Raw genomic sequence first — 19,166 nt, forward strand, 5'->3', positions numbered from 1 at the left:
GGCGCTTCAGGCAAAATAGAACCGATATTTTCGGCGATGCCCGCTTAACAAGGTTGAAAGTATTGAGGGCGGTTCGCGAGACCCTTGAGGATGGGGGTATGCGATGTGACCCGGATGCCTGGCCGGCGATGCGCGCAGCTCGCGGTCGACAAATAGTCTCAGGGCACGGGAATTAGGGAGCAGGACAAAATGCCAGACCGTTTCACCAAGGGGCCAGCCGAGCCGCTGGCGCAACCTGCGCCGCTGCCTGTTGTGACGCCATTGCCAGCAATCCCCGATTTGGCGGTGACTTCCTGGCCTTGAAAGCGGATTTCCAGCGACATCTGATTGATCGGTTTTAACCTCGCGGCGCTTGAAACAGCATCGAAGGACGAGATCCCGAACAAGATCCGCCCGATCGTGCGTAAGTCGTGGCCGCAACGTGCCGCTGAATGCCCGCGAACTCGACCAATTGACCAGCGGCACCGCCGACGAGATGCTGGGCCCCGGCGCCGATCGAGCCGGGGCCAAGCCTGAGCCCAAATTGTCGTTAGCCCAGATTGAGCACGTTGGTCAGCACGGCCCAAGAATTGGTCACATAGCCACCGACCAGAACAATCGCCGCAATTGCCGCGGCGCTGATCAGACCGATCAGGATCGAGTATTCGACCATGGCAGCGCCGGTTTCGTCGTCGCGGAACTGCCGGGTCATCGTCATGAGCTTCTTCATGTCAATTTCGCCCTTTTGGAGGTTTGAACCCGACGAGACGAGCCAAGCATAAAATCCCATACCCAAGCATCCCCCGTCATCTCGATCTAGGTCTCACAAAAAAGCGAAGTCAAATGGGATTAAGGGTTCGTTAACGTTTGAATACCTGATCTATCGCGTCAGAAGCTGATTTAGATTTAAGCAAGAGCTTGATTCGACTATTTTTTCGAGCGTTCTTAACCATTCGTTCATGATTCCGTCCCAGATGGAGTAATGCCACTAATACATTAGGTGTACCGCATATTCCTTTATATCTAAGGGGTTACGCCTTGTTCATGGCTCCGCACCACCTGTTGCGGTCTGTAAGGTTCCGTGAGGCTGGGTGGGGCGGGCGCTTCAGGCAAAATAAAAAAGCGACATTTTCGGCGGAGCAGCCTTAACTATGTTGCGAGTATTGACTTGCGGTTCGCCGCCAGACGCTTGCCCCCTCCCGTGGTTAATGGTTAGTTTATGCCTTACGAATTTAGCGGGGGCTAATCGTTGTGTCGAGGCGATCGGAAAAGGGGCAGGCGGGGAGTGGGGAGCGGTTCGCGAGACCGTTTCAGGATCGTGCATGCGGCATGACCCAGATGGGCCAGGCCGGCGGTGCGCGCAGCTCGCGGTCAACAAATAATCTCAGGGAACCAGAAATCGGGGGCAGGACAAAATGCTAGGCCGTTTCATAAAGGGGGCAGCCGAGCCGCTGGCGCAAGCTGCGCCGCTGCCCGTTGTGACGCCATCGTCAGCAATCCCCGATCTTGCGCCGCATGGCGATGAATTCCTGGCCTTGAAAGTGGAACTGCATCGACATCTGATTGACCGGTTCAACCTCGCAGCGCTTGATACAGCGTCGAAGGACGAGATCCTGAACGAGATCCGCCCGATCGTGCGTGAGTTCGTTCGTGGCCGCAACGTGCCGCTGAATGCCCGCGAACTCGACCAACTGACCAGCGACACCGCTGACGAGATGCTCGGGCTGGGGCCGATCGAGCCGCTGCTCAAGGACGATTCGATTGCCGACATCCTGATCAACACCCACAAGCGCGTCTTCATCGAGCGATATGGCGTGATCGAGGAGACCGGGATACGCTTTCGCGACGAGGCGCATCTGCTGCGTATCATCAACAAGATCGTCTCGGCAATTGGGCGGCGCGTGGATGAATCGGCGCCGATGGTCGATGCGCGGCTGGCCGACGGCTCGCGCGTCAACATCGCGGTGCGGCCGATCTCCGTGGATGGGCCCCTGGTCTCGATCCGCAAATTCTCTAAGAATCCCTATTCGCTTGAGCGCCTGATGGCGTTCAATTCCATCCGCCCGCCGATGGTCGATCTCCTGCGCATCGCCGTGCAGTCGCGCAAGTCGATCCTGGTTTCGGGCGGCACCGGCAGCGGCAAGACGACCCTGCTCAACGCGCTGTCGAGTTACATCCCCTCGAGAGAGCGACTGATCACCATCGAGGACGCAGCCGAACTGCAGCTGCAACAGCCGCATGTCGGCCGGCTGGAGACGCGTCCGCCCAATGTCGAGGGCAAGGGCGAGGTTCGTCAGCGCGAGTTGCTGAAGAACGCGTTGCGCATGCGGCCCGATCGCATCATTGTGGGCGAGGTGCGCGGCGAGGAAGCCTTCGACATGCTGCAGGCGATGAACACCGGCCACGAGGGGTCGATGACCACAATCCATGCTAACACGCCACGCGACGCGATCTCGCGGCTGGAGCAGATGGTCGGCATGGCCGGCATGCCGATGAGCAACGATTCCATCCGGGCGCAGATTGCCTCGGCCATCGATATTGTCGTGCAGACGCAGCGTCTTTCCGATGGCGGCAGGCGCGTAACATCCATTTCGGAACTGACCGGCATGGAAGGCAATGTTATCCAGCTTCAGGAAATCTACCATTTCGTGCGCCGCGATGTCGGCGCCGACGGCTCCATTATCGGTGACTTTCGCGCCACCGGTGTTCGACCGCGCTTTGCCCAGGAGGCGGCGACGCTTGGCCATCAGTTCGCCAAGGACGCCTTCAATCCTCAGGTTCCGCTCTGATGCCGACCGGACAGACCTTACTCTACTTCATCTACGTGCTGGCAGCGGCCTCGGTCATTCTCGCTGCGGAATCGTTCTACGTGTCATTTTCAGGGCGGCGCGCGCGCATCACCACCGTCAACCGGCGTATCAAGCGGTTGAGGGAGGAGGCCCCGGCCGAACAGACGTTGCAGGGGCTGTTGCAGGAACGTGGCCTGACGGCGAGTGGCGACTTCATCTTCGGTGCAGTCGCGCTCAACCGGCTTTACACGCAATCCGGCATTACCGGTAACCCGCTGGCCTTTGCAGCGGTATTCCTGTTGGCCGGTCTGGTGTCGGCACTGGTGCTGCCGTTGGTTCTGGGCTTTTCGACTGTGGCCGGGATCATCGCCTTTTTTGTCGTCGGCCTTATCCTGCCGCTTCTCGTCTTGCGCCGTGCGCGGAACAAGCGAATCCAGAAATTTGCCGCCCAACTTCCCAACGCACTCGACATGATCGTGCGTTCGTTGCGCGCCGGTCATCCGACATCGGTGGCAATTGGCCTTGTTGCACGCGAGATGCCCGACCCGCTCGGAACCGAATTCGGCATCGTCTCCGACGAAATCACTTTTGGCCTCAGCCTCGAACAGGCCGTGCGCAAACTCTCGCAACGCGTCGGCTTCGAAGGCCTCCATCTCCTTACCATATCACTCTCCATTCAGGCCAAGACCGGCGGCAACCTGACCGAGATGTTATCGAATCTTTCATCTTCGCTCCGCGAGCGGCAGAAATTGAGGCTGAAGATCAAGGCGCTTTCCGCCGAGGGTCGAGCATCGGCATGGATAATCTCTCTATTTCCCTTGGTTATGTTTGGAATACTTTTTATAGTTGCCCCCAGCTATTATGGAGATATTTGGGGTAGCCCGCTGATAACGCCGGTATTCGTGATATTTGGACTATTAGCGCTTTTGGGCGATTTCATCATGTTCCGAATGGTCAATTTCGATTTCTGAGGAGGGCGCGCCATGACCGTTTTTGCAAGCCTTCAGAATTCGGGGATGCTCATCTCATTCGCCGTTTTCATGGCGGCGATGGCGCTTTTCCTGTTCGGCGCTTTGATAATCTTGCCGGCCATGCAGACACGGAAGCTGGTTGCGCAAAGCCTGTTGGCCGAGGGAATTGCCAGCCGCCGCTCGCTGATGGGACAGGACCATTTGGCCAAGATTTCGGCGCAGCGCCCGGTCGATGCGTATTTTCGGTCGATAGAAAAGGAACGGGACGAACCCAGCGCCCTGGACGCCAAGCTTTTCCGCGCCGGCTTCTATCAATCAAGTGCGCCGGCGGTTTACACCTTGTCGCGCCTGGGTGCAGTCTTGATAGGCTTCGCTGTGACGTTCGCGATCCTGTCGCGTATACTGCCGTCTCAAGTGCCAGGGGTCATAACCTTTGTGATCGCTGCCGTGTTCGGGCTGGCTTGCATAGTGGTTCCAAGCATCGCACTCGATCGGTTCGAGAGTGCACAAAAGCAGGTCTATCGCCGTGGCTTTCCCGATTTCATGGACATGATGATCACCTGCGCCGATGCCGGCATGAGCCTCGAGGCGGCGGTCGAGCGCGTCGGAACGGAACTTGCCGCCACCCACAAATGGCTCGGTATTCAGCTGACGATCATGAATTTGCAGTTGCGCGCCGGCAAGCCGTTGCGGGAAGCTCTGCGCGAGCTGGCGGACCGAATCGGTCTCGAAGAGGCGAGGTCCCTGGCGGTGCTGTTCCGGCAATCGGAAGAGCTCGGCACAAGCCTGACAGACGCCTTGCGGGTCTACAGCGACGAAATGCGCAGTCAGAGAATCCTGCGCGCGGAGGAGATCGCCAACGCTCTTCCGGTCAAGATGATGATTCCGCTGGGTCTTTGCATCTTTCCAGTCGTGATGATGATTGTTATGCTGCCGGTCGTCATCCGAATGAAAGGCGTTTTCTTCTAGTTGTATATATGCTTTGGTCCTAAAATGAGCTGAGTCGGAGGGCTCTTGGGGGATAAAATGACAGGGCCAATGCGCCTCGCAGTCGTAGCCAGTCTGTTGATGGTCCTTGCGGGCTGTCAAACGAACGACACCCTCGATGGTGTCGTTCGCACCAACGAGCCGTCGAAAGGCGACGTAACGTCCTTTGGCGATGCTTTCGACGGGCTGAAGACGGTCAGCGACGTCGAATATCACGCCTCGGACCAGGCCGTGGCCGAAGCCAAGAACCAGTTCCGCGCGGAAAACTATGGCAATGCCGGCGCCTTGTTCTTCAAGGCGACGCAACTGTCGCCCAATGACGGTAATGCGTGGATGGGGTTGGCCGCCTGCAGCGACCGGATTCATCGCTTCGACCTCGCCGATCGGGCCTATGCCCGAGCCTTCAAGCTGCTCGGGGCGACGCCGGAATACTACAACAACATCGGCTATTCCTACCTGCTGCGCGGCAAGCTGCAGAACGCGCGCGCGAATTTCCTCAAGGCCTACGAATTGGCGCCCAACGATCCGACGGTGACCAACAATCTGAAGCTTTTGTCGTCGAGCGTGCAGAATATCGAGCGCTAGCATGCTGCTCGTCGAATCGCTGCTGCTGATGGCGCTCGCGATCCCCCTGCTGGCAAGGATTGGGTGGCTCGACTTCACCACCCAGCAGATAGCCAATCGCGACGTGCTTCTGCTGCTCTGCCTGGGGGCGGGGTCGCAGTTGCTGCTGTCGCTGCAGTCCGGATCCTGGTTGGACATGGGGTTGAGTGCCGCTGCCGGGCTTCTGTTGTTCATCGCGCTCTTGCCTTTCTGGGCGCTGCACAAGGTTGGCGCCGGCGATATCAAGCTGATGGCGACCGTGCCTTTTCTGATCGGTGGCAGCGCGCTCGTCGTCTTTTCCTTTCTGATGCTGCTTTTTGCTCTCGTCACGGCGCTGGTCGTGAAAAACCCAACGCTGCTGCCGGAAGGCGCCTTCCGGGTATACATTCAGCATTTGGATCGCAAAGGTGTTGTGCCGTTTGGAGTGCCGATTTCCCTGGCGTCGATATGTACGATCGCACTCCAGATCGTAAGCAGCTTTGTCGCCCCTGGCAGTCTATTTGCCTAACGGGTGTGCTTCACAAAATCACCCGGTGGATTTCGCCGAAGCTTTGATAACCAGATTAACCTTTTGGGAACCATTAACTTGCCCCACGGTCGGCAAAATGCTTGGATTGCATCTTGTCGGTGGGGCTCCAAATGAACATTTCCAATTCTGAAGGGGATCGCATATCCGTTCGCTCTGAGACGCCGACGGAAGGTGTTCAGGACGGCATTCTTCAGCGATCCATGCGCTTGCTCCCGCCACCAGCGATGCGTGACTTTATCGGCCGCGCAACGCTGACATTTTACTTCGCGTTCGGCGCGGTCATCAAGGTGGCAGCTCTGATATTGGTTCTGCGCGATATTGTGTGGACGGCAGCATCCAGCGTCGACTTTGCGGCGGACGTTGCCTCTCTCGGCTTCCTGGTGCTCATGGTTGTCTCAACCGTGACGCGTCTTCCGCCGGTGAAGACAGCGCAGGGACTTGAACCCCGAATCGCGGCGCTGATCGGATGCTTTGCCACGGTGACTTTGGTCGTTGTTCCTCGTGTCCAGATCCTGCCGCAGCTTGAATTGGTTGCGGACTTCATCATCCTCGGCGGTTTCGCGCTTTGCATCTGGTGCCTGTGGTGGCTCGGCAGATCGTTCAGCATCTCCGCCCAGGCCAGGCGGCTTGTCACAGCAGGGCCCTACCGCTTCGTGCGGCACCCACTGTACGCATGCGAAGCAATTGTCGTGCTGGGCATTGTGCTGCGCAATCCGACGTGGATAACGGTCGCGATTTGCGCGATTGCTCTCACCTTCCAATACCGGCGGCTGGTCAATGAGGAAAAGGTCTTGCAATCGGCCTTCCCCGAATACGAGGCGTACAAGCGTAGGACGCCGATGCTATTTCCTTCCTTGTCTTCATTTCGGTGATCGAACGCCGCCGGCCCTGCGAATACTCTGGCCCGGTGATCTGAAGCGCAGCATGACGCGCCTTCAGGCGATGCCGGGATTAGCCAGCAAAATGGCCATATACCTCTATATTAGCTTGTGCTAACGTACTGTGGCCGCAGCCCCAAAAACACCCCAACCCCCCGGGCGCTGCGACCACCGAGCGTCGGCAAACTCGCGCTCACCAGACTCTCCAGTTTGCCGGCGCTCGGTCTCCTCGTGAGACGGCGCGGGCGCGCAGCGGCGCTTTGCGCCGGTGGGCTTCATTCCAAAATCAAGAATACAAAGATCTTGATCGGCGCGCTGCCGATGGCCAGCCAATCCAGCTTGTCGTCTGGATGACCAATGTCAGGGCGCCATCGGTGTTTGCAGCGTCCGACCTGGCAACAAGTAATAAATAGTCGATCGGCTGGACTGGACACTGGCTGACCCTGGGGCTGCGCTACGGCCCCGCTCCATGACCGCCGGGTAGGTGTTCATGATCGCGGCCGGCCCGGCCTGATGGTGTCGAATATAGGTTTCTTGCTGAGGCTTCCGGCTCTTGTCGAAGCATCACCGCGCGATAATTTCCTTGAAGGCGTGGGCGCTTCCCTCTCAAACAGGAGCCGGCCATGAAACACCAGACACTCGATCAACTGCATGCGGTCGCCAAGATTGAATCTTCGGCGGCGTATTCGGCAATGACACGGAACCAGCGTATCGAGCGCTGGGCTGAACTTCTCGAGCAACACCCCGAGCGATGCGTTGCCGCGTTTACAGGTACCGAATATTTGCACATGGAAGAACGTGCCAGCTTGCGTGGGGACGGATCAGCAATTGCCGTTGCCTTCGACGACCCGGTATTGCGCGCGTCGGGCCTGAAAGATGACACGTATGGCGAGGCCAGGCGTTTCTTCAAACTGAGCGACTGGCAACTGCACGAGATCGTCTGCGATTGCCATGTCGGCGCTACCATGAAAGCGCATTGGGCTGCCAAACGAGTTCGCGCAACAGTTGAAGGAAATGGTTTCCTTGCGTGGTTGAGGCAAAGGATCATGTTCTGAGTTGGTCGAGGTGAGGATCGTCACGTGTCCTCACCTGACCTCGGCTTGGAAGCTGTCGGGACTGTAGCCCTGAAACACTCTATCCCCCGGCTTCCTGCTTTTCCCCAAACGACGATATCTGTGGCGATCCCGAATGAATTCGTTGAAGATCACGGTCGACGGCATCTCCGGCACCCGATGGTCAACCGGATAACCCGCCAGAAGTGGTCAAGTTCCGCGGTCTGCCATCCCCCCGCCCTTCGCCACCAACCCTGTGGATAGACCGCAAAGACCGGCATCATTCCAAACATCCCCTTGCAAGAAGCCCTAGACTGGCAACCTAGGGGAATCGGGTGAATGTCGATCAAGCCGTGTCATCGCGTCGTGTTGTGCACGCTGCTGGCGATTGCCGGCTGCACGTCCGCGCCAGGCAAGGACTTCTTCACCGAAACCATCGACAGCCTGCACGCCAGGAACTCGCCCTTGCGGGCGGGATATACCGGGCCTGGCGCGGTCACGTCGGCCGCCGGCCAGGCGCAGCGCTTTAACGGTGCGCAGTATCAGGGCTCGGGTCAATTCGTCTCCTCCGGCGCCCCTGTCACCAAGGTGACGACCGATGGCTCGGGGCAGTTCGAGCTCAATCTGATCAATGCGCCGATTACCGAGGCGGCCAAGGCGGTGCTTGGCGACGCGCTGCACCTCAACTACATCGTCGACCCGCGCGTGCAAGGCACGGTGACGCTGCAGACCTCGCAGCCGGTGTCGAAGGATGCGCTGGTCGACATCCTGCAATCGGCGCTTGCGGTCAACGGTGCCGGCATCACCAACCGCGCCGGCACCTACCAGGTCGTGCCGCTTTCCGAAATCATGTCGAGCACGCCGCCGGTCAGCGTGCCGTCGGTTTCGCCGTCGGGCCCCGGCGTCAAGGTGCAGGTGCTGCAGCTGCAATTCATCGCCGCCGACGAAATGAAGACCATTTTGGAACCGATCACCCGCCAGGGCTCGGTGCTGCGGGTCGATTCCACCCGCAACCTGATCACCGTCGCCGGCAACGACAGCGACCTCAATGCCATTCGCGAAGCGGTTTCGGTGTTCGACGTCGACTGGATGCGCGGCATGTCCGTGGCACTTCATCCGCTGAAGACCTCCAAGCCGGAAGCCGTTGCCGCCGAACTCGATTCGATCTTCGGCACCAAGGACGGGCCGGGCGCCAAGCTCATCCAGTTCATTCCCAACGACAGGCTGAATTCGGTGCTGGTGATCACGTCGCGCCCGGCCTATCTCGCCCGTGCCGCGACCTGGATCAACAAGCTCGACAGACTGGCCGAGACCAATGAAAACCAGCTCTTCGTCTACCAGATCCAGAACCGCCCGGCCAAGGAACTGGCCGCGGTGCTGAGCTCCGTTCTCGGCACCACGGTCAAGACCGAAGGTGACTCGGGTGGCTCGAACGTGTCGCCCGACCAGACGCCGATCGCCATGCAGTCGGACGGCGTCACGCCGGTGCCATTGACCGGGCCGTCGCCTTCGCTGCCGCCCACGCAGGAGGGACAGCCGCCCGCCCACGCCACGGTCGTCGCCGATATCGAAAACAATGCGCTGCTGATCCAGACCACGGCGCGCGACTATGAACGCATCGAGCAGATCCTGAGCAAGGTCGACGTGCTGCCGACGCAAGTCATGCTGGAAGCCGTCATCGCCGAAGTCACGCTCAACGACGACCTGAAATACGGCCTGCGTTGGTTCTTCGAGAATGGTGGCATGAAGATCTCGGTGTCCGACGTGGCCAAGGGAGTTGCCGCGGCAGCACTGCCTGGCTTCAACTGGAGTTACGCAACCGACAACATCCAGGTGACGCTGAACGCCTTGTCCAGCATCACCGACGTCAATGTCATCTCGGCGCCAACGATCATGGCCCTGAACAACCAGAAAGCGATATTGCAGGTCGGCGACCAGGTGCCGATCGCCACACGGCAAGTGGTGGACCAGACGCTCGGCAGCTCGCCGGTCGTTTCGGTCGAGATGAAGGATACGGGCGTCATCCTGACGGTAACGCCACGCATCAACAATGCCGGCAGGGTCATGCTCGACATCGAGCAGGAGGTCAGCAATGTGACCAAGACGACCAGTTCCGGCATCGATTCGCCGACCATCCAGCAGCGCAAGATCCAGACCCGCGTTCTGGTCAACGATGGCGAGAGCCTGGCGCTGGGCGGCCTCATCCAGTCGCGCAACAATGTCGACCGCACGCAAGTGCCAATCCTCGGCGATATCCCGATCATCGGCAACGCGTTCAAGCAAAAGACGGACAGCATCGGACGCACCGAACTGATCATCTTCATCAGGCCGCATGTGGTCCGTGACATCAACGAAGCCCGCGAAGTGACGGACGAATTCCGCGGCAAGATCAGCCTGCAGACGCCGATCCAGAAGCGACGCGGCGGCACCAAGCTGCAACAGGATCTCAAGAGGCTGGCGTATTGACGATGGCTACGCACCCATCTCTCGTGCTGGCTGCCACTGTCGCCCTGGCGGCTGTTCTCGTCGCCATTTCAATCGCCGATTTCCGCAGGCAGATCATCCCGGACGGGCTCAACCTGGCTCTGGCTGGCGTCGGCCTTGGCTACCAGATGGCGACGGACGCAGACGGCATCCCCGTGCGGCTCCTGTTCGCTGCCGCGACTTTTGCCGCTGCCTGGCTGATCCGGCGCGGTCATTTCCTGATGACCGGCAGGATCGGTCTCGGCCTCGGCGACGTCAAGATGCTCGCCGCCGCCGCATGCTGGATCAGCCCGCTGCTGCTGCCGATGCTGCTGTTCATCGCCAGCGCCAGCGCTTTGCTGTTCGTCGGCGGGCAAGTGCTTGCAACAGGGCCTGCGGCGGCGCGGGCCCGTGTCGCCTTCGGCCCGTTTGTCGCCATCGGTCTCGGCTGCAGCTGGGCGCTGGAGCAATTTGCCGGTTTGAACATGGGACTGCTCTGATGATCACTCTGCGCTCTTTCAAACCTTCCGAAAAACCCGCTACCGAGGAACCCCGGCGCGCCAGAAAATCTGTCGGCGAACATCGCGAAAGCGGCTTCACCCTGGTCGAGCTCCTGGTCGTGCTCGCCATCATCGCGTTGATCGCCACGCTCGCCGCGCCACAGGTCCTGCGTTATCTCGGCTCGGCTCGGACCAATGCGGCCAAGGCGCAAATTCGCAACATCGAAAGCGCGCTCGAACTCTACTATGTCGACAACGCGAAATACCCGACCGCGGAAGAGGGGCTCTCGGCTTTGGTCACGGCGCCCGCCGGCGAAGCGCGCTGGAACGGCCCCTACCTGAAGGGAACAACCGGCCTGAAGGATCCGTGGGGGAGGCCCTATTCCTACGAAGTGAAGGCCGATGCGAGCGGCGTGATCATCCGCACCTTTGGCAAAGACGGCAAGCCGGACGGAACCGGCGAAGACCAGGACGTCACCAACTGACGGGATTTCATTCCGACAGGAACGAGTCTTTATTTCGTGCGCGGCTGCACCTGGGCATTTGCCAGGTCGAGGCGTGCAAAACCTCTCGCCGAATAGGCCGCACCATCCCGCAGAACCGAGATGGTGAACCGTACGGCGGCGGGCAGGCGCTGTGGCACATTCCAGCTCGGCGACCACGATGAGGCCGCCACTGAGCCGTCGAGATATTCGAGTTTCATGGCACTCACACCGCTGATCAGCCGCACCGGTTGGCTCGGCGTCGACGTCCCGGCTCCGCTGCCGCGCCGTGTCTTCTGGACAATGGTCAGCGCGCCCCCGGCCTGGCCACCGTTGCCAAGCGAAACGGCCATTTCGCGCAGTGCCGAGGATTTGAAGCCGATCGCCTGAACGGCGTTGAATTCGATCCGGGCACTGTCGCCGTTGAGATAAAGCACCATGTCCGGCGACGACTTGGACAGTGGCAACGGCTCGGCGTGGCTGATCGCGGTTTCCAGAAACCGCGATGCGGCGTCGACCTCCATCTGGAATTCGGTTGCCTTTTCGATGCGCACCATCGTTCGGGCCTGGCTCAGGAAGACCATCATCAGCGATGTGATCACGCCGATCAGTGCCAGTCCGACCAACACGTCGATGAGCGCAAAACCCTCAACCGACGCCGATGGTCCCGGCGGCGATTTGCGGCCGGGCGGAGGGGCGCCTGAAAGACGCCACCGTCCGCGATCGGCGCGGACCTTCGAGCGAGCGCGAGAGAACAGGCCGCTCATCGGGTCGCCGGGTCCCGCGCGGGCACGAAGGTCAAAAACGGCCCGCCTGGAAACGCTCCACCGGTCTTCTCGACGAGAACAGCGGTTACCTTCGCCTTCGACACGTCTATCGTGCGGGTCTTCAGGGTCCAGCCGGGTTGCGTCATGTTCTGCGCCATGGGTTGGACTTGGGCTTCGTAGTCGGCCAGCATCGTACGGACGGTCCTGGCGGCTTCGACCTGGCGCTTGGCCGCGGCGATGCTGCGGCTCGCCAGCACGATCGACTGGCTGGCGATGCCCAGCACAAGCGCTAGGATGGTCATGGCGACGATCATCTCCAGGATCGAGAACCCGTCTTCGGAGGAGGCTCGCGACGATGGCCCTGTCATGGCAGTGCGCGCCACGTTGGAAGCCCGGTCAGCCAGTTGACGGCGATGCGCGTGGTCCGTCCCTTTTGCTGCAGGGAGATATCCATGCCGGAAGCGCTGCCGTCCGGAAGGAAGGTCAAGACCGTCTGCCGGCCAGCGACAGTCTCCTGGCCGGTGATTACCGTCATTTTGACATCGTCGGGCAGGGTGACGATGTCTCGCTCGCCAAAACGGATGAGGCGAGCGCCGAGATCGACAACGACCTGCTTCGGCCTGGCGGTGGCGATTGCCGATGTGCGCGACAGGCGCAGCCGCATGGTGATCTCGCCGGCCAGCGTCTCCACGTTCCTGGTCCGATAATTGCTGACGAGCCCCGGTGCGGCGATCGCCGCGACAAGGGCCATGATCGCCAGCACGACCAGCATTTCGACCAGTGTGAATCCGGCCGTCGCGTCCGCCGATGCGCTGGCTCCCGGCGCTGTCATTGCAGCGCCAGGTCGTTGATGCTGAGGATCGTGGTCATCACCGAAATGACCAGGCTGCCGACGAGAAAACCGAGCGAAATCGTCAGCGCCGGCGTCAACAGCTTCAGCACCGTGTCGATCCTCCGCGACAGCGTCAGCTGAAGCATTTTCGCGGCGCGATCCAGCACCACCGGAAGTGCATTCGCGTCTTCGCCCAGCGAGACCAGCGACATCGTGGCGTTGTCGAAAATCCCCACCTTGACGATCGCGCCATGCAGGCGGGCGCCGTTTGCGACGGTTTCTTCGATCGTGGCAAAGCTCGCCGCCAGTGAGTTCTGCCTGGAAACCCTGGCGGCCAGGCCAAGCGCCTCGGTCATCGCCACGCCATTGCCGAGCAGCAGCGCAAGCGTTTCCAGATAGCGCGCGATCACCGCATCCTTGACCAGCGCGCCGATCAGCGGGATTTTCAACAGCCAATGCGAAAGGCGTTTTCTGGCGCCTGCGGACCGGGACAGCAAGAGATAGGAAAGCAGGGCCAGGACCGCCGCCAGCGGGAAAACGAACGGATAGTCCCTGAACACCGTGCCGAGCGCCGAAAGCATGGTCATGGTGAACGGCTTTGGGCCGGATGAGCCTTCGAAGATCGGTTCCAGTGCCGGCACCAGAACCGTCGCCAGAATGACCAGCGCGCCGCTCATGACCAGCAGCAGGAAAGCCGGATAGGCCAAAGCCTCGACGATTGCCGCACGGCGCTTGGCCGTTGCCTCAAACGTATCCGCCAGTCGCTGGCATATATAGGCCATCTTGCCGCTGCGCTCTCCGCTGGCGAGCAAGGCGGCAACGTCTGAGGTGATGCCCGGCAGGCCGGCGAATGCTTCGGCGATCGGCCGGCCGCCTGTGGTGTGATCGAGCACCGATTGCAGCTGTTGGCGCCGCTGGTGGTTGGTTTCGCCCGAAATAACCGCGCTCAAGGCGCGGTCGACAGTGAAACCGGCGTTCAGAAGCACCGAGAGCTCGGAAAAGAGACGGCTGAGATCGACCCTGCGGGTAAACGTCAGCGCGCTGCGCCCCGGCAGGCGAAGCTGCTGCCTCTCGCCGTTCACCGGGGCAAGATGATAGGAGCGGCGGCCCTGCTGCGCCAATTTGCGGGCGGCATCCTGCTTGGTCGACGCATAGAGAACGCCGGTCTCGGTGCTGCCGTCGACGAGATAGGCACGATAGGCAAAGGCCGGCATCAGCCGCCTCCTGCGAGATCGATGACACGCCGGACTTCGTCCATCGTGGTGACCTGCGACCGGGCAAGTGCGGTGGCGTGGACGGACATCGGCACCAGGTCGTCTTCGGCGGCAATTTTCCCGATCTCCATTTCGCCGGCACCCTGGTCGATGAGCTCGGCGATGCGTGGCGACACCTGCAGCATTTCGTAGGTCACCGTGCGCCCGCTGTAGCCGGAGCCGTTGCAGGTGCGGCAGGCCGGACCGGTTTGTTCCGCGCCGTGGCAGGTCGGGCAGATACGGCGCAACAGCCTCTGTGCGATGACGCCTCTGATCGTCGCGCCGAGCAGATAGCCGTCGATGCCCATGTCGCGAAGACGCGTGAGTGCCCCCGCCGCACTGTTGGTGTGGAGCGTCGAAAACACCAGATGGCCGGTCAGGGCCGCCTGGACCGCGACTTGCGCCGTCTCCCGGTCGCGGATTTCACCGAGCAGGATGATATCGGGGTCCTGCCGCAGGATCGAACGCAAGGCGGCGGCGAAGTCGAGGTCGATCGCCGGATTGACCTGCAGCTGGGTGATGCCGGCCATCCGGTATTCGACCGGGTCCTCGACGGTGAAAATCTTGACATCCGGGCGCGAACGCTCGGCGAGGATGGAATAGAGCGTCGTCGTCTTGCCGCTTCCGGTCGGCCCGGTGATCAGCACGATGCCGTTGGCGGCTTGCGACATGCTGCGGATTTTCGCTTGCGCGGTGCCGTCGAAACCCAGTTTCTCCAACCGCAATTCGACCCCGGCGCGGTCGAGAATTCGAAGCACGATGGCTTCGCCGTGAATCGACGGAATGACCGAGACGCGCAGGTCGATGTCGCGGCCGCGCACGGCAATGCGCATGCGTCCATCCTGCGGCAAGCGCCGTTCGGCAATGTTGAGCCGCGACAGGATCTTGATGCGGGTGGAAATGCCGGACAGCATCGCGATCGAGGCGGTGTCGACGGTGGACAGCATGCCGTCATGCCTGAAGCGGATGCGGACGTGATCCTCGAGCGGCTCGATGTGGATGTCGGTGGCTCTCGCATCGACCGCCTTGTGGATGGTCTCGGCGACGAAGCGAACGATCGGCGCCTCACGCGCAAAATCCTTCAACCGTTCGAGGTCGTCGGGGCCGAAATCCAGGGTCTCGCCACCGTTGCCGCCATTTGAAACGGCCGCCATGGCCGATTGCTCGATGCGGTCGATGCATTCGCCAATCGTGCGCCTTGGCAATATGCGCAGCGCCAGTGTCCGCTCATAGTGAAAGGCGAGCGCGTCGATGGTTGCCGACGAGAACGGATCGGCCACGGCGACTACCAGCCGCTCGGCATCCATCTGCAGCGGAAGGATCGCGTTTTCACGCAGATAGGCCAGCGGCACGCCTGCCAGCATTTCGGGGCTGACCTGTTCGGGAATCTCGACCGGCGTCGGTGCGTTGAGGTAGCGGCTGAGGCTGTTGGCAAGCTCCTGCTCGCCGATCAGGCCGAGTTCGGTCATCACCGTATCGAACGGGTGCCCGCTTGTTCGCGATGCCCCCAGAGCGCGCTGGGCCGCATGCGCGGTCAGCACTTTCTCGCCCTCGAGAAAGGCAAGAAACGCTTCGATCCCCTGGGTCTGGGCAGAAGCGTTCATGAGCTCCACCCGCGCAGGAGCTGCGCCGCCTCGGTGCCGAAAAGCACCTCGCAGTCGGCGGTGGCGGCGACGGCTGGCAGTGTGCCAGGGTCGGTGACCGGGCTCCGGGAGAGGCGCTGGAATGCCGTGGGGCTGACCGGAGACCTCTCGATGATGAACCCGGCTTCGCCTGTGATGCCGGATTCGTCGCGTCTTGCGACCACGTCGACCGTGTAGGCCGATGCATCGGCCGCCGCTTCAGTGACCGACGCGCTGCTGCCGCCGGCAAGAGCAGCGCGAAGACGGCTCGGCGCACGATCGGCGCTGATCGTGCTGCGCTCCGAGTTGACCGTGAAGACAGCGTGGAGGGCCCGCAAGGGCGTCGACGCAAGTGCTGAAAACTCCTGCAGTTCGGAAACCGATTCGAACGGCGCCTGCTTGTCTTGGGGCGGCCCCACCGGGCTTCTGGGCTGCTGCTGGCCAGCAAACAGCTTGGCACTGTCACGAAACCGGATCGCGGCCTCGGCCAGCGCTTGCGCTGTCTGCCGCTCGAAGCCGAGCGATGCAAAACCGATCGCCAGCAGTGTGTCGTCCGCGGCATTGAGGTTGATCAGCCCGCCATGATCCTGGACGCGCACAGCGAAGCTGAAATTTCCCTCCCGGCACGCTGCCGGCGCAAAATCCAGCGCAAAAATTTTTGTGCCGGAGCCGCCGACCAACTCGCTCGCAACCACATTGCCGACGCCTTCGGCAAGTAGCGACAGGCGTTCCTGCTCGACCTCATTGTTGGCGATCATCAGCCGTGTTTTCGCGGTGACGGCAAAGGGGACGACGATCGCCGAGACGATCAGCATGAACACCAGCACGGCGACCAGCGAAAAGCCGCTGCTGGTGCTTTCGCCCCCTGCGTTTGCGCTTTCATGAGATGTGCGGTCGCTCATAATTGCGGTTCATTCGGGGGTGGCGGGATATTTGCGGGTGAGGGGGCATTTGCGGGTGGCGGGGCATTCTTCCACGGCGGATAGAGCGGGATGTGCGCCACCTTGCCATCCCGCTCCAGCACGGCATGATCCTTGTCTATCGAAGAAACCTTCCAGCCGTCGATCGTCTCGCCGCTGCCATACCAGATGGCGGCTTCGCTGCCGGCGACGCGCAGCAGCGCCTTCGCCGCCCCGCCATGGATGCTGATGCCCAGAAGCGATGGCGCAGCGGCGGGTGCTGCCTCGGGTGCCGACGGCTGTTCAACGGCGGCCGCGACAACCTCAACCGGCGGCGGCCCGGCTGGCGGGGCCACGAATTTCCGGCGTGTCGGCGTGAACAGCGGTCGCTGGAACGTCTCGCTGAAATTGCCGGCCTCTGGGAACTGCAGCGATCCTGTCGCCGAAGCCACGCCGCCGTCATGCCCCTTGCCGGAAGCGACCGGCGAGATGTCGACCGGCGTGTCGTAGAGCGCGACATTGACCAGTACGAGGCCCGCGATCAGACCCGCAATCGCCAGGCCGGCGAATTTCCCGGTCATGGCTTGACCCCGCCGGGCGCCGGCGCCACCTGCGTTTGCAGTGGGCCGTAAAACAGGATCTCGGCAAAGATCTCGGGGTCGCCGCTGCGCCCTGCGACCGGCCCGACATCGGTCGTGCGCAAGGTGGCCTCGCGAATGAACAGCACCGGAAGCGACGTTTCGATTGCAAGAACGGCGTTGTGAATGCCCTCCAGCGGCCCCGAAAGATTGGCCCGCAGCCCGATGTAGTCGACGCCGGCTTCGCTCAGCACCGGCGCATTGCCGGCCGATAGCACATTCACCCCATTGGCAGTGGCTATCGCGTTCAGCCGGGTCTGCAGCCCACCGCGAATGATCGCTTCGCTTTCGCCGGTGAGAAACTCGGGATTTGCCGTCGCCACCGGGCTGGCGGCGCTGTCGAGGCGCCTTGCCAATGCCGCCACGCTTTGCAACTGGCCGAGAAGCTCCCGCTTTTCCTCGATCCCGGCTTGCGCCGAGGCAACGCTGTCGAACGCGGCGAACACCACCCAGGCCAGGACACAGGCCGTCACCGCCGCGATTGTCAGCGCAATCAGGCGACGAACCATCGGGCTGGTGTTGAGGATGGCGGAGAGCATCGTCAGAGCGCTCCGATCTTGGCCGAAATGGTGAAGTGTTCGCCGTCCTGGCCGGGTATCTTGACCACGGGCGAGGCGAATTCGGGCGCCGAAAACAGCGGCGAATCGTCGATCGGCTTAATCAATTCGGCGGCGGAGGCTGAAAAGCCCGTGATGGTCAGGTCGTCGCCCTTGGCCGAAAGATCGGTCAGCCAGGCGGTGTCGGGAAGCAGATGCGTCAGTTCGGCCCAGACGCGGACCAGCGACGCGGTGGTCTTCTTTTCCTGACGGATTTTCTCGATCTGCTCGATGCCGGTCTGGCGCTTCTGCAGCGAGGTGCGCGCCGCCTTGGCCAGCACCTGCGCATCGGCGATCTGCGCGTCGAGTTCCGCGCCGGCCTGCCAGCTGCGCCAATGTGCATGCGCGAAGGTGACGAGCGCTGCCGCGGCCAGCATCGAACAGGCCGTCACCCAGACAGTCCGGGCGCGTCGGTCGCGCGCGGTCGGCGGCCAGATCGCGGCCAGGCTGAGCAGATCAGCCTGTAGCGTGTTTTCGGGTTGCGACAGCGACAGACCCCTGACCGACCCGCCAGCCCGGCGGACCGCGTCCAGCACCGCCGCAAGCGTCTTCGCCTTGACAACTTGGTAGACGCACTCCTGCTCGACATGCCTGGCGAAAACGACATGCACCTGCGCCGGGTCGATCGGCGTCGAGGCCAGAAGGTCGAGCTCGGCCATGTCCCGCGCCTGCCGAAGCGGCAGCCGCCGCGCCGCCAACTGCCGGGTCAGGAACAGCCCGGGCTGGATCCGGATATCGAAGGTCGGCCGTTTGCGCCGAGGCCCGCCCTGGAGAAGTGCCAAGATTTCGTCCGAGGACGCCGTGAGCGCCAACGGGATCGATTGGAACTCCGGCGCATTGGCCTCGCGCGCCCGGATGCCATCATCCGCCAGGCTGATGATCCAGTCGCCTGTGGAAGATTGCCTTTGCCTGGGCGCGACCCGCGACCAGACGCCTCGCAGCTCATCGAGCCACCAGTCGAAAAAATCCAGAACCTGCGCGTTGAGTGTCGCCACGACCAGCCACCCGCCACCCCGGCTGATTCTCAGCCAGGATTTTCAGGCTGAGACTACTACAGATGCTGGTGTGATGCGGATATTCGCGAAGGCGAGGACGGGCGGTTGGCCACAGGTTTGTTGGTTAGAGGTGCTCAAGCGCAACGCTGCGGCAGGCAGGGACGACAAATGCGGGCAGGCGATTATTCTGCACACAACGACAGCAAGGCGAAAATAGAAAAAAGTGCACTGTCACGTAATTCTAGTAGTTCATAGGTGTGCTAAACCTCCTTCGCGCGCAAAGGGACGATCACATCCGGGTTACGGGATCGGCGCTCGGCCCAATGACCCC

20 protein-coding genes are annotated in these 19,166 nt (G+C 61.6%); 10 read left to right on the forward strand and 10 right to left on the reverse strand.

The annotated features are described in order from the left end of the window. Positions 1-529: 529 nt before the first annotated feature. Positions 530-709, reverse strand: coding sequence for a Flp family type IVb pilin (locus tag ACFSOZ_RS13350; RefSeq protein WP_379098372.1), 180 nt, complete (start codon positions 707-709; stop codon positions 530-532). A gap of 685 nt (positions 710-1,394) precedes the next feature. Between ACFSOZ_RS13350 and ACFSOZ_RS13355 the strand changes: the two genes are divergently transcribed. From ACFSOZ_RS13355 to gspG, 10 genes are all read left to right on the forward strand, one after another. After that, a complete protein-coding gene (locus ACFSOZ_RS13355; RefSeq protein WP_379098375.1) occupies positions 1,395-2,768 on the forward strand; it encodes a CpaF family protein in 1,374 nt (457 codons plus the stop codon). Beyond that, a complete protein-coding gene (locus ACFSOZ_RS13360) occupies positions 2,768-3,739 on the forward strand; it encodes a type II secretion system F family protein (RefSeq protein ID WP_379098378.1) in 972 nt (323 codons plus the stop codon). The genes ACFSOZ_RS13355 and ACFSOZ_RS13360 overlap by 1 nt, the downstream gene beginning before the upstream one ends. A 12-nt stretch (positions 3,740-3,751) precedes the next feature. Further along, the gene (locus tag ACFSOZ_RS13365; RefSeq protein ID WP_379098381.1) at positions 3,752-4,708 is read left to right on the forward strand and encodes a type II secretion system F family protein; all 957 of its coding nucleotides are present in this window, start codon (positions 3,752-3,754) and stop codon (positions 4,706-4,708) included. A 57-nt stretch (positions 4,709-4,765) separates the two neighbouring features. Beyond that, on the forward strand, positions 4,766-5,311 hold the full coding sequence (locus ACFSOZ_RS13370; protein ID WP_379098383.1) for a tetratricopeptide repeat protein: 546 nt from the start codon (positions 4,766-4,768) through the stop codon (positions 5,309-5,311). A 1-nt stretch (position 5,312) separates the two neighbouring features. Beyond that, on the forward strand, positions 5,313-5,837 hold the full coding sequence (locus ACFSOZ_RS13375; protein ID WP_379098386.1) for a prepilin peptidase: 525 nt from the start codon (positions 5,313-5,315) through the stop codon (positions 5,835-5,837). A 131-nt stretch (positions 5,838-5,968) separates the two neighbouring features. Continuing rightward, positions 5,969-6,730 (forward strand): methyltransferase family protein, encoded by a 762-nt coding sequence (locus ACFSOZ_RS13380; RefSeq protein ID WP_379098389.1) that lies wholly within the window; start codon positions 5,969-5,971, stop codon positions 6,728-6,730. A gap of 629 nt (positions 6,731-7,359) precedes the next feature. Continuing rightward, positions 7,360-7,791, forward strand: a complete 432-nt coding sequence (locus tag ACFSOZ_RS13385) for a hypothetical protein (RefSeq protein ID WP_379098392.1) — start codon at positions 7,360-7,362, stop codon at positions 7,789-7,791. Between the two features lie 336 nt (positions 7,792-8,127). After that, entirely contained in the window at positions 8,128-10,254 is a 2,127-nt protein-coding gene (gene gspD, locus ACFSOZ_RS13390) for a type II secretion system secretin GspD (protein WP_379098395.1), read from the forward strand. A gap of 2 nt (positions 10,255-10,256) precedes the next feature. Beyond that, positions 10,257-10,751 (forward strand): prepilin peptidase, encoded by a 495-nt coding sequence (locus tag ACFSOZ_RS13395; protein WP_379098398.1) that lies wholly within the window; start codon positions 10,257-10,259, stop codon positions 10,749-10,751. Then, a complete protein-coding gene (gene gspG, locus ACFSOZ_RS13400; RefSeq protein WP_379098401.1) occupies positions 10,751-11,236 on the forward strand; it encodes a type II secretion system major pseudopilin GspG in 486 nt (161 codons plus the stop codon). The genes ACFSOZ_RS13395 and gspG overlap by 1 nt, the downstream gene beginning before the upstream one ends. Before the next feature lie 29 nt (positions 11,237-11,265). Here gspG and ACFSOZ_RS13405 read toward each other — a convergent pair whose 3' ends face one another. Genes ACFSOZ_RS13405 through ACFSOZ_RS13445 form a run of 9 tightly spaced genes read right to left on the reverse strand, consistent with a single transcriptional unit; the run spans position 11,266 to position 18,835 of the window. After that, positions 11,266-12,000, reverse strand: coding sequence for a hypothetical protein (locus ACFSOZ_RS13405; protein ID WP_379098404.1), 735 nt, complete (start codon positions 11,998-12,000; stop codon positions 11,266-11,268). Beyond that, a complete protein-coding gene (locus ACFSOZ_RS13410; RefSeq protein WP_379098406.1) occupies positions 11,997-12,368 on the reverse strand; it encodes a type II secretion system protein J in 372 nt (123 codons plus the stop codon). The genes ACFSOZ_RS13405 and ACFSOZ_RS13410 overlap by 4 nt, the downstream gene beginning before the upstream one ends. Beyond that, positions 12,365-12,832, reverse strand: a complete 468-nt coding sequence (locus ACFSOZ_RS13415) for a prepilin-type N-terminal cleavage/methylation domain-containing protein (protein ID WP_379098409.1) — start codon at positions 12,830-12,832, stop codon at positions 12,365-12,367. Before ACFSOZ_RS13415 ends, ACFSOZ_RS13410 begins: the two co-directional genes overlap by 4 nt. Then, positions 12,829-14,046, reverse strand: coding sequence for a type II secretion system F family protein (locus ACFSOZ_RS13420; protein ID WP_379098411.1), 1,218 nt, complete (start codon positions 14,044-14,046; stop codon positions 12,829-12,831). The genes ACFSOZ_RS13415 and ACFSOZ_RS13420 overlap by 4 nt, the downstream gene beginning before the upstream one ends. Next, positions 14,046-15,689, reverse strand: a complete 1,644-nt coding sequence (locus ACFSOZ_RS13425; protein WP_379098414.1) for a GspE/PulE family protein — start codon at positions 15,687-15,689, stop codon at positions 14,046-14,048. Before ACFSOZ_RS13425 ends, ACFSOZ_RS13420 begins: the two co-directional genes overlap by 1 nt. Further along, positions 15,686-16,609: a hypothetical protein gene (locus tag ACFSOZ_RS13430; RefSeq protein WP_379098417.1), complete on the reverse strand. Its 924-nt coding sequence runs from the start codon at positions 16,607-16,609 to the stop codon at positions 15,686-15,688. The genes ACFSOZ_RS13425 and ACFSOZ_RS13430 overlap by 4 nt, the downstream gene beginning before the upstream one ends. Further along, a complete protein-coding gene (locus ACFSOZ_RS13435; protein ID WP_379098420.1) occupies positions 16,606-17,187 on the reverse strand; it encodes a hypothetical protein in 582 nt (193 codons plus the stop codon). Before ACFSOZ_RS13435 ends, ACFSOZ_RS13430 begins: the two co-directional genes overlap by 4 nt. Further along, positions 17,184-17,783, reverse strand: a complete 600-nt coding sequence (gene gspM, locus ACFSOZ_RS13440; protein WP_379098423.1) for a type II secretion system protein GspM — start codon at positions 17,781-17,783, stop codon at positions 17,184-17,186. The genes ACFSOZ_RS13435 and gspM overlap by 4 nt, the downstream gene beginning before the upstream one ends. A 2-nt stretch (positions 17,784-17,785) precedes the next feature. Continuing rightward, complete coding sequence (locus ACFSOZ_RS13445) at positions 17,786-18,835, reverse strand: PilN domain-containing protein (protein ID WP_379098425.1); 1,050 nt, start codon at positions 18,833-18,835, stop codon at positions 17,786-17,788. Between the last annotated feature and the right edge of the window lie 331 nt (positions 18,836-19,166).

The organism is Mesorhizobium newzealandense (assembly GCF_042682145.1).
In the GTDB taxonomy this organism is placed as follows: Bacteria; Pseudomonadota; Alphaproteobacteria; order Rhizobiales; family Rhizobiaceae; genus Mesorhizobium; species Mesorhizobium newzealandense.

What these genes read in the sequence shown, in the direction of transcription:
- ACFSOZ_RS13395 (WP_379098398.1), top strand. Translation starts at nt 10,257, where the DNA reads ATGGCTACGCACCCATCTCTCGTGCTGGCTGCCACTGTCGCCCTGGCG.
- ACFSOZ_RS13415 (WP_379098409.1), bottom strand. Translation starts at nt 12,832, where the DNA reads ATGACAGCGCCGGGAGCCAGCGCATCGGCGGACGCGACGGCCGGATTC.
- ACFSOZ_RS13380 (WP_379098389.1), top strand. Translation starts at nt 5,969, where the DNA reads ATGAACATTTCCAATTCTGAAGGGGATCGCATATCCGTTCGCTCTGAG.
- ACFSOZ_RS13385 (WP_379098392.1), top strand. Translation starts at nt 7,360, where the DNA reads ATGAAACACCAGACACTCGATCAACTGCATGCGGTCGCCAAGATTGAA.
- ACFSOZ_RS13350 (WP_379098372.1), bottom strand. Translation starts at nt 709, where the DNA reads ATGAAGAAGCTCATGACGATGACCCGGCAGTTCCGCGACGACGAAACC.
- gspD (WP_379098395.1), top strand. Translation starts at nt 8,128, where the DNA reads ATGTCGATCAAGCCGTGTCATCGCGTCGTGTTGTGCACGCTGCTGGCG.
- ACFSOZ_RS13355 (WP_379098375.1), top strand. Translation starts at nt 1,395, where the DNA reads ATGCTAGGCCGTTTCATAAAGGGGGCAGCCGAGCCGCTGGCGCAAGCT.
- ACFSOZ_RS13360 (WP_379098378.1), top strand. Translation starts at nt 2,768, where the DNA reads ATGCCGACCGGACAGACCTTACTCTACTTCATCTACGTGCTGGCAGCG.
- ACFSOZ_RS13435 (WP_379098420.1), bottom strand. Translation starts at nt 17,187, where the DNA reads ATGACCGGGAAATTCGCCGGCCTGGCGATTGCGGGTCTGATCGCGGGC.
- ACFSOZ_RS13370 (WP_379098383.1), top strand. Translation starts at nt 4,766, where the DNA reads ATGACAGGGCCAATGCGCCTCGCAGTCGTAGCCAGTCTGTTGATGGTC.
- ACFSOZ_RS13420 (WP_379098411.1), bottom strand. Translation starts at nt 14,046, where the DNA reads ATGCCGGCCTTTGCCTATCGTGCCTATCTCGTCGACGGCAGCACCGAG.
- ACFSOZ_RS13425 (WP_379098414.1), bottom strand. Translation starts at nt 15,689, where the DNA reads ATGAACGCTTCTGCCCAGACCCAGGGGATCGAAGCGTTTCTTGCCTTT.
- gspG (WP_379098401.1), top strand. Translation starts at nt 10,751, where the DNA reads ATGATCACTCTGCGCTCTTTCAAACCTTCCGAAAAACCCGCTACCGAG.
- ACFSOZ_RS13410 (WP_379098406.1), bottom strand. Translation starts at nt 12,368, where the DNA reads ATGACAGGGCCATCGTCGCGAGCCTCCTCCGAAGACGGGTTCTCGATC.
- ACFSOZ_RS13430 (WP_379098417.1), bottom strand. Translation starts at nt 16,609, where the DNA reads ATGAGCGACCGCACATCTCATGAAAGCGCAAACGCAGGGGGCGAAAGC.
- ACFSOZ_RS13365 (WP_379098381.1), top strand. Translation starts at nt 3,752, where the DNA reads ATGACCGTTTTTGCAAGCCTTCAGAATTCGGGGATGCTCATCTCATTC.
- ACFSOZ_RS13405 (WP_379098404.1), bottom strand. Translation starts at nt 12,000, where the DNA reads ATGAGCGGCCTGTTCTCTCGCGCTCGCTCGAAGGTCCGCGCCGATCGC.
- gspM (WP_379098423.1), bottom strand. Translation starts at nt 17,783, where the DNA reads ATGCTCTCCGCCATCCTCAACACCAGCCCGATGGTTCGTCGCCTGATT.
- ACFSOZ_RS13375 (WP_379098386.1), top strand. Translation starts at nt 5,313, where the DNA reads ATGCTGCTCGTCGAATCGCTGCTGCTGATGGCGCTCGCGATCCCCCTG.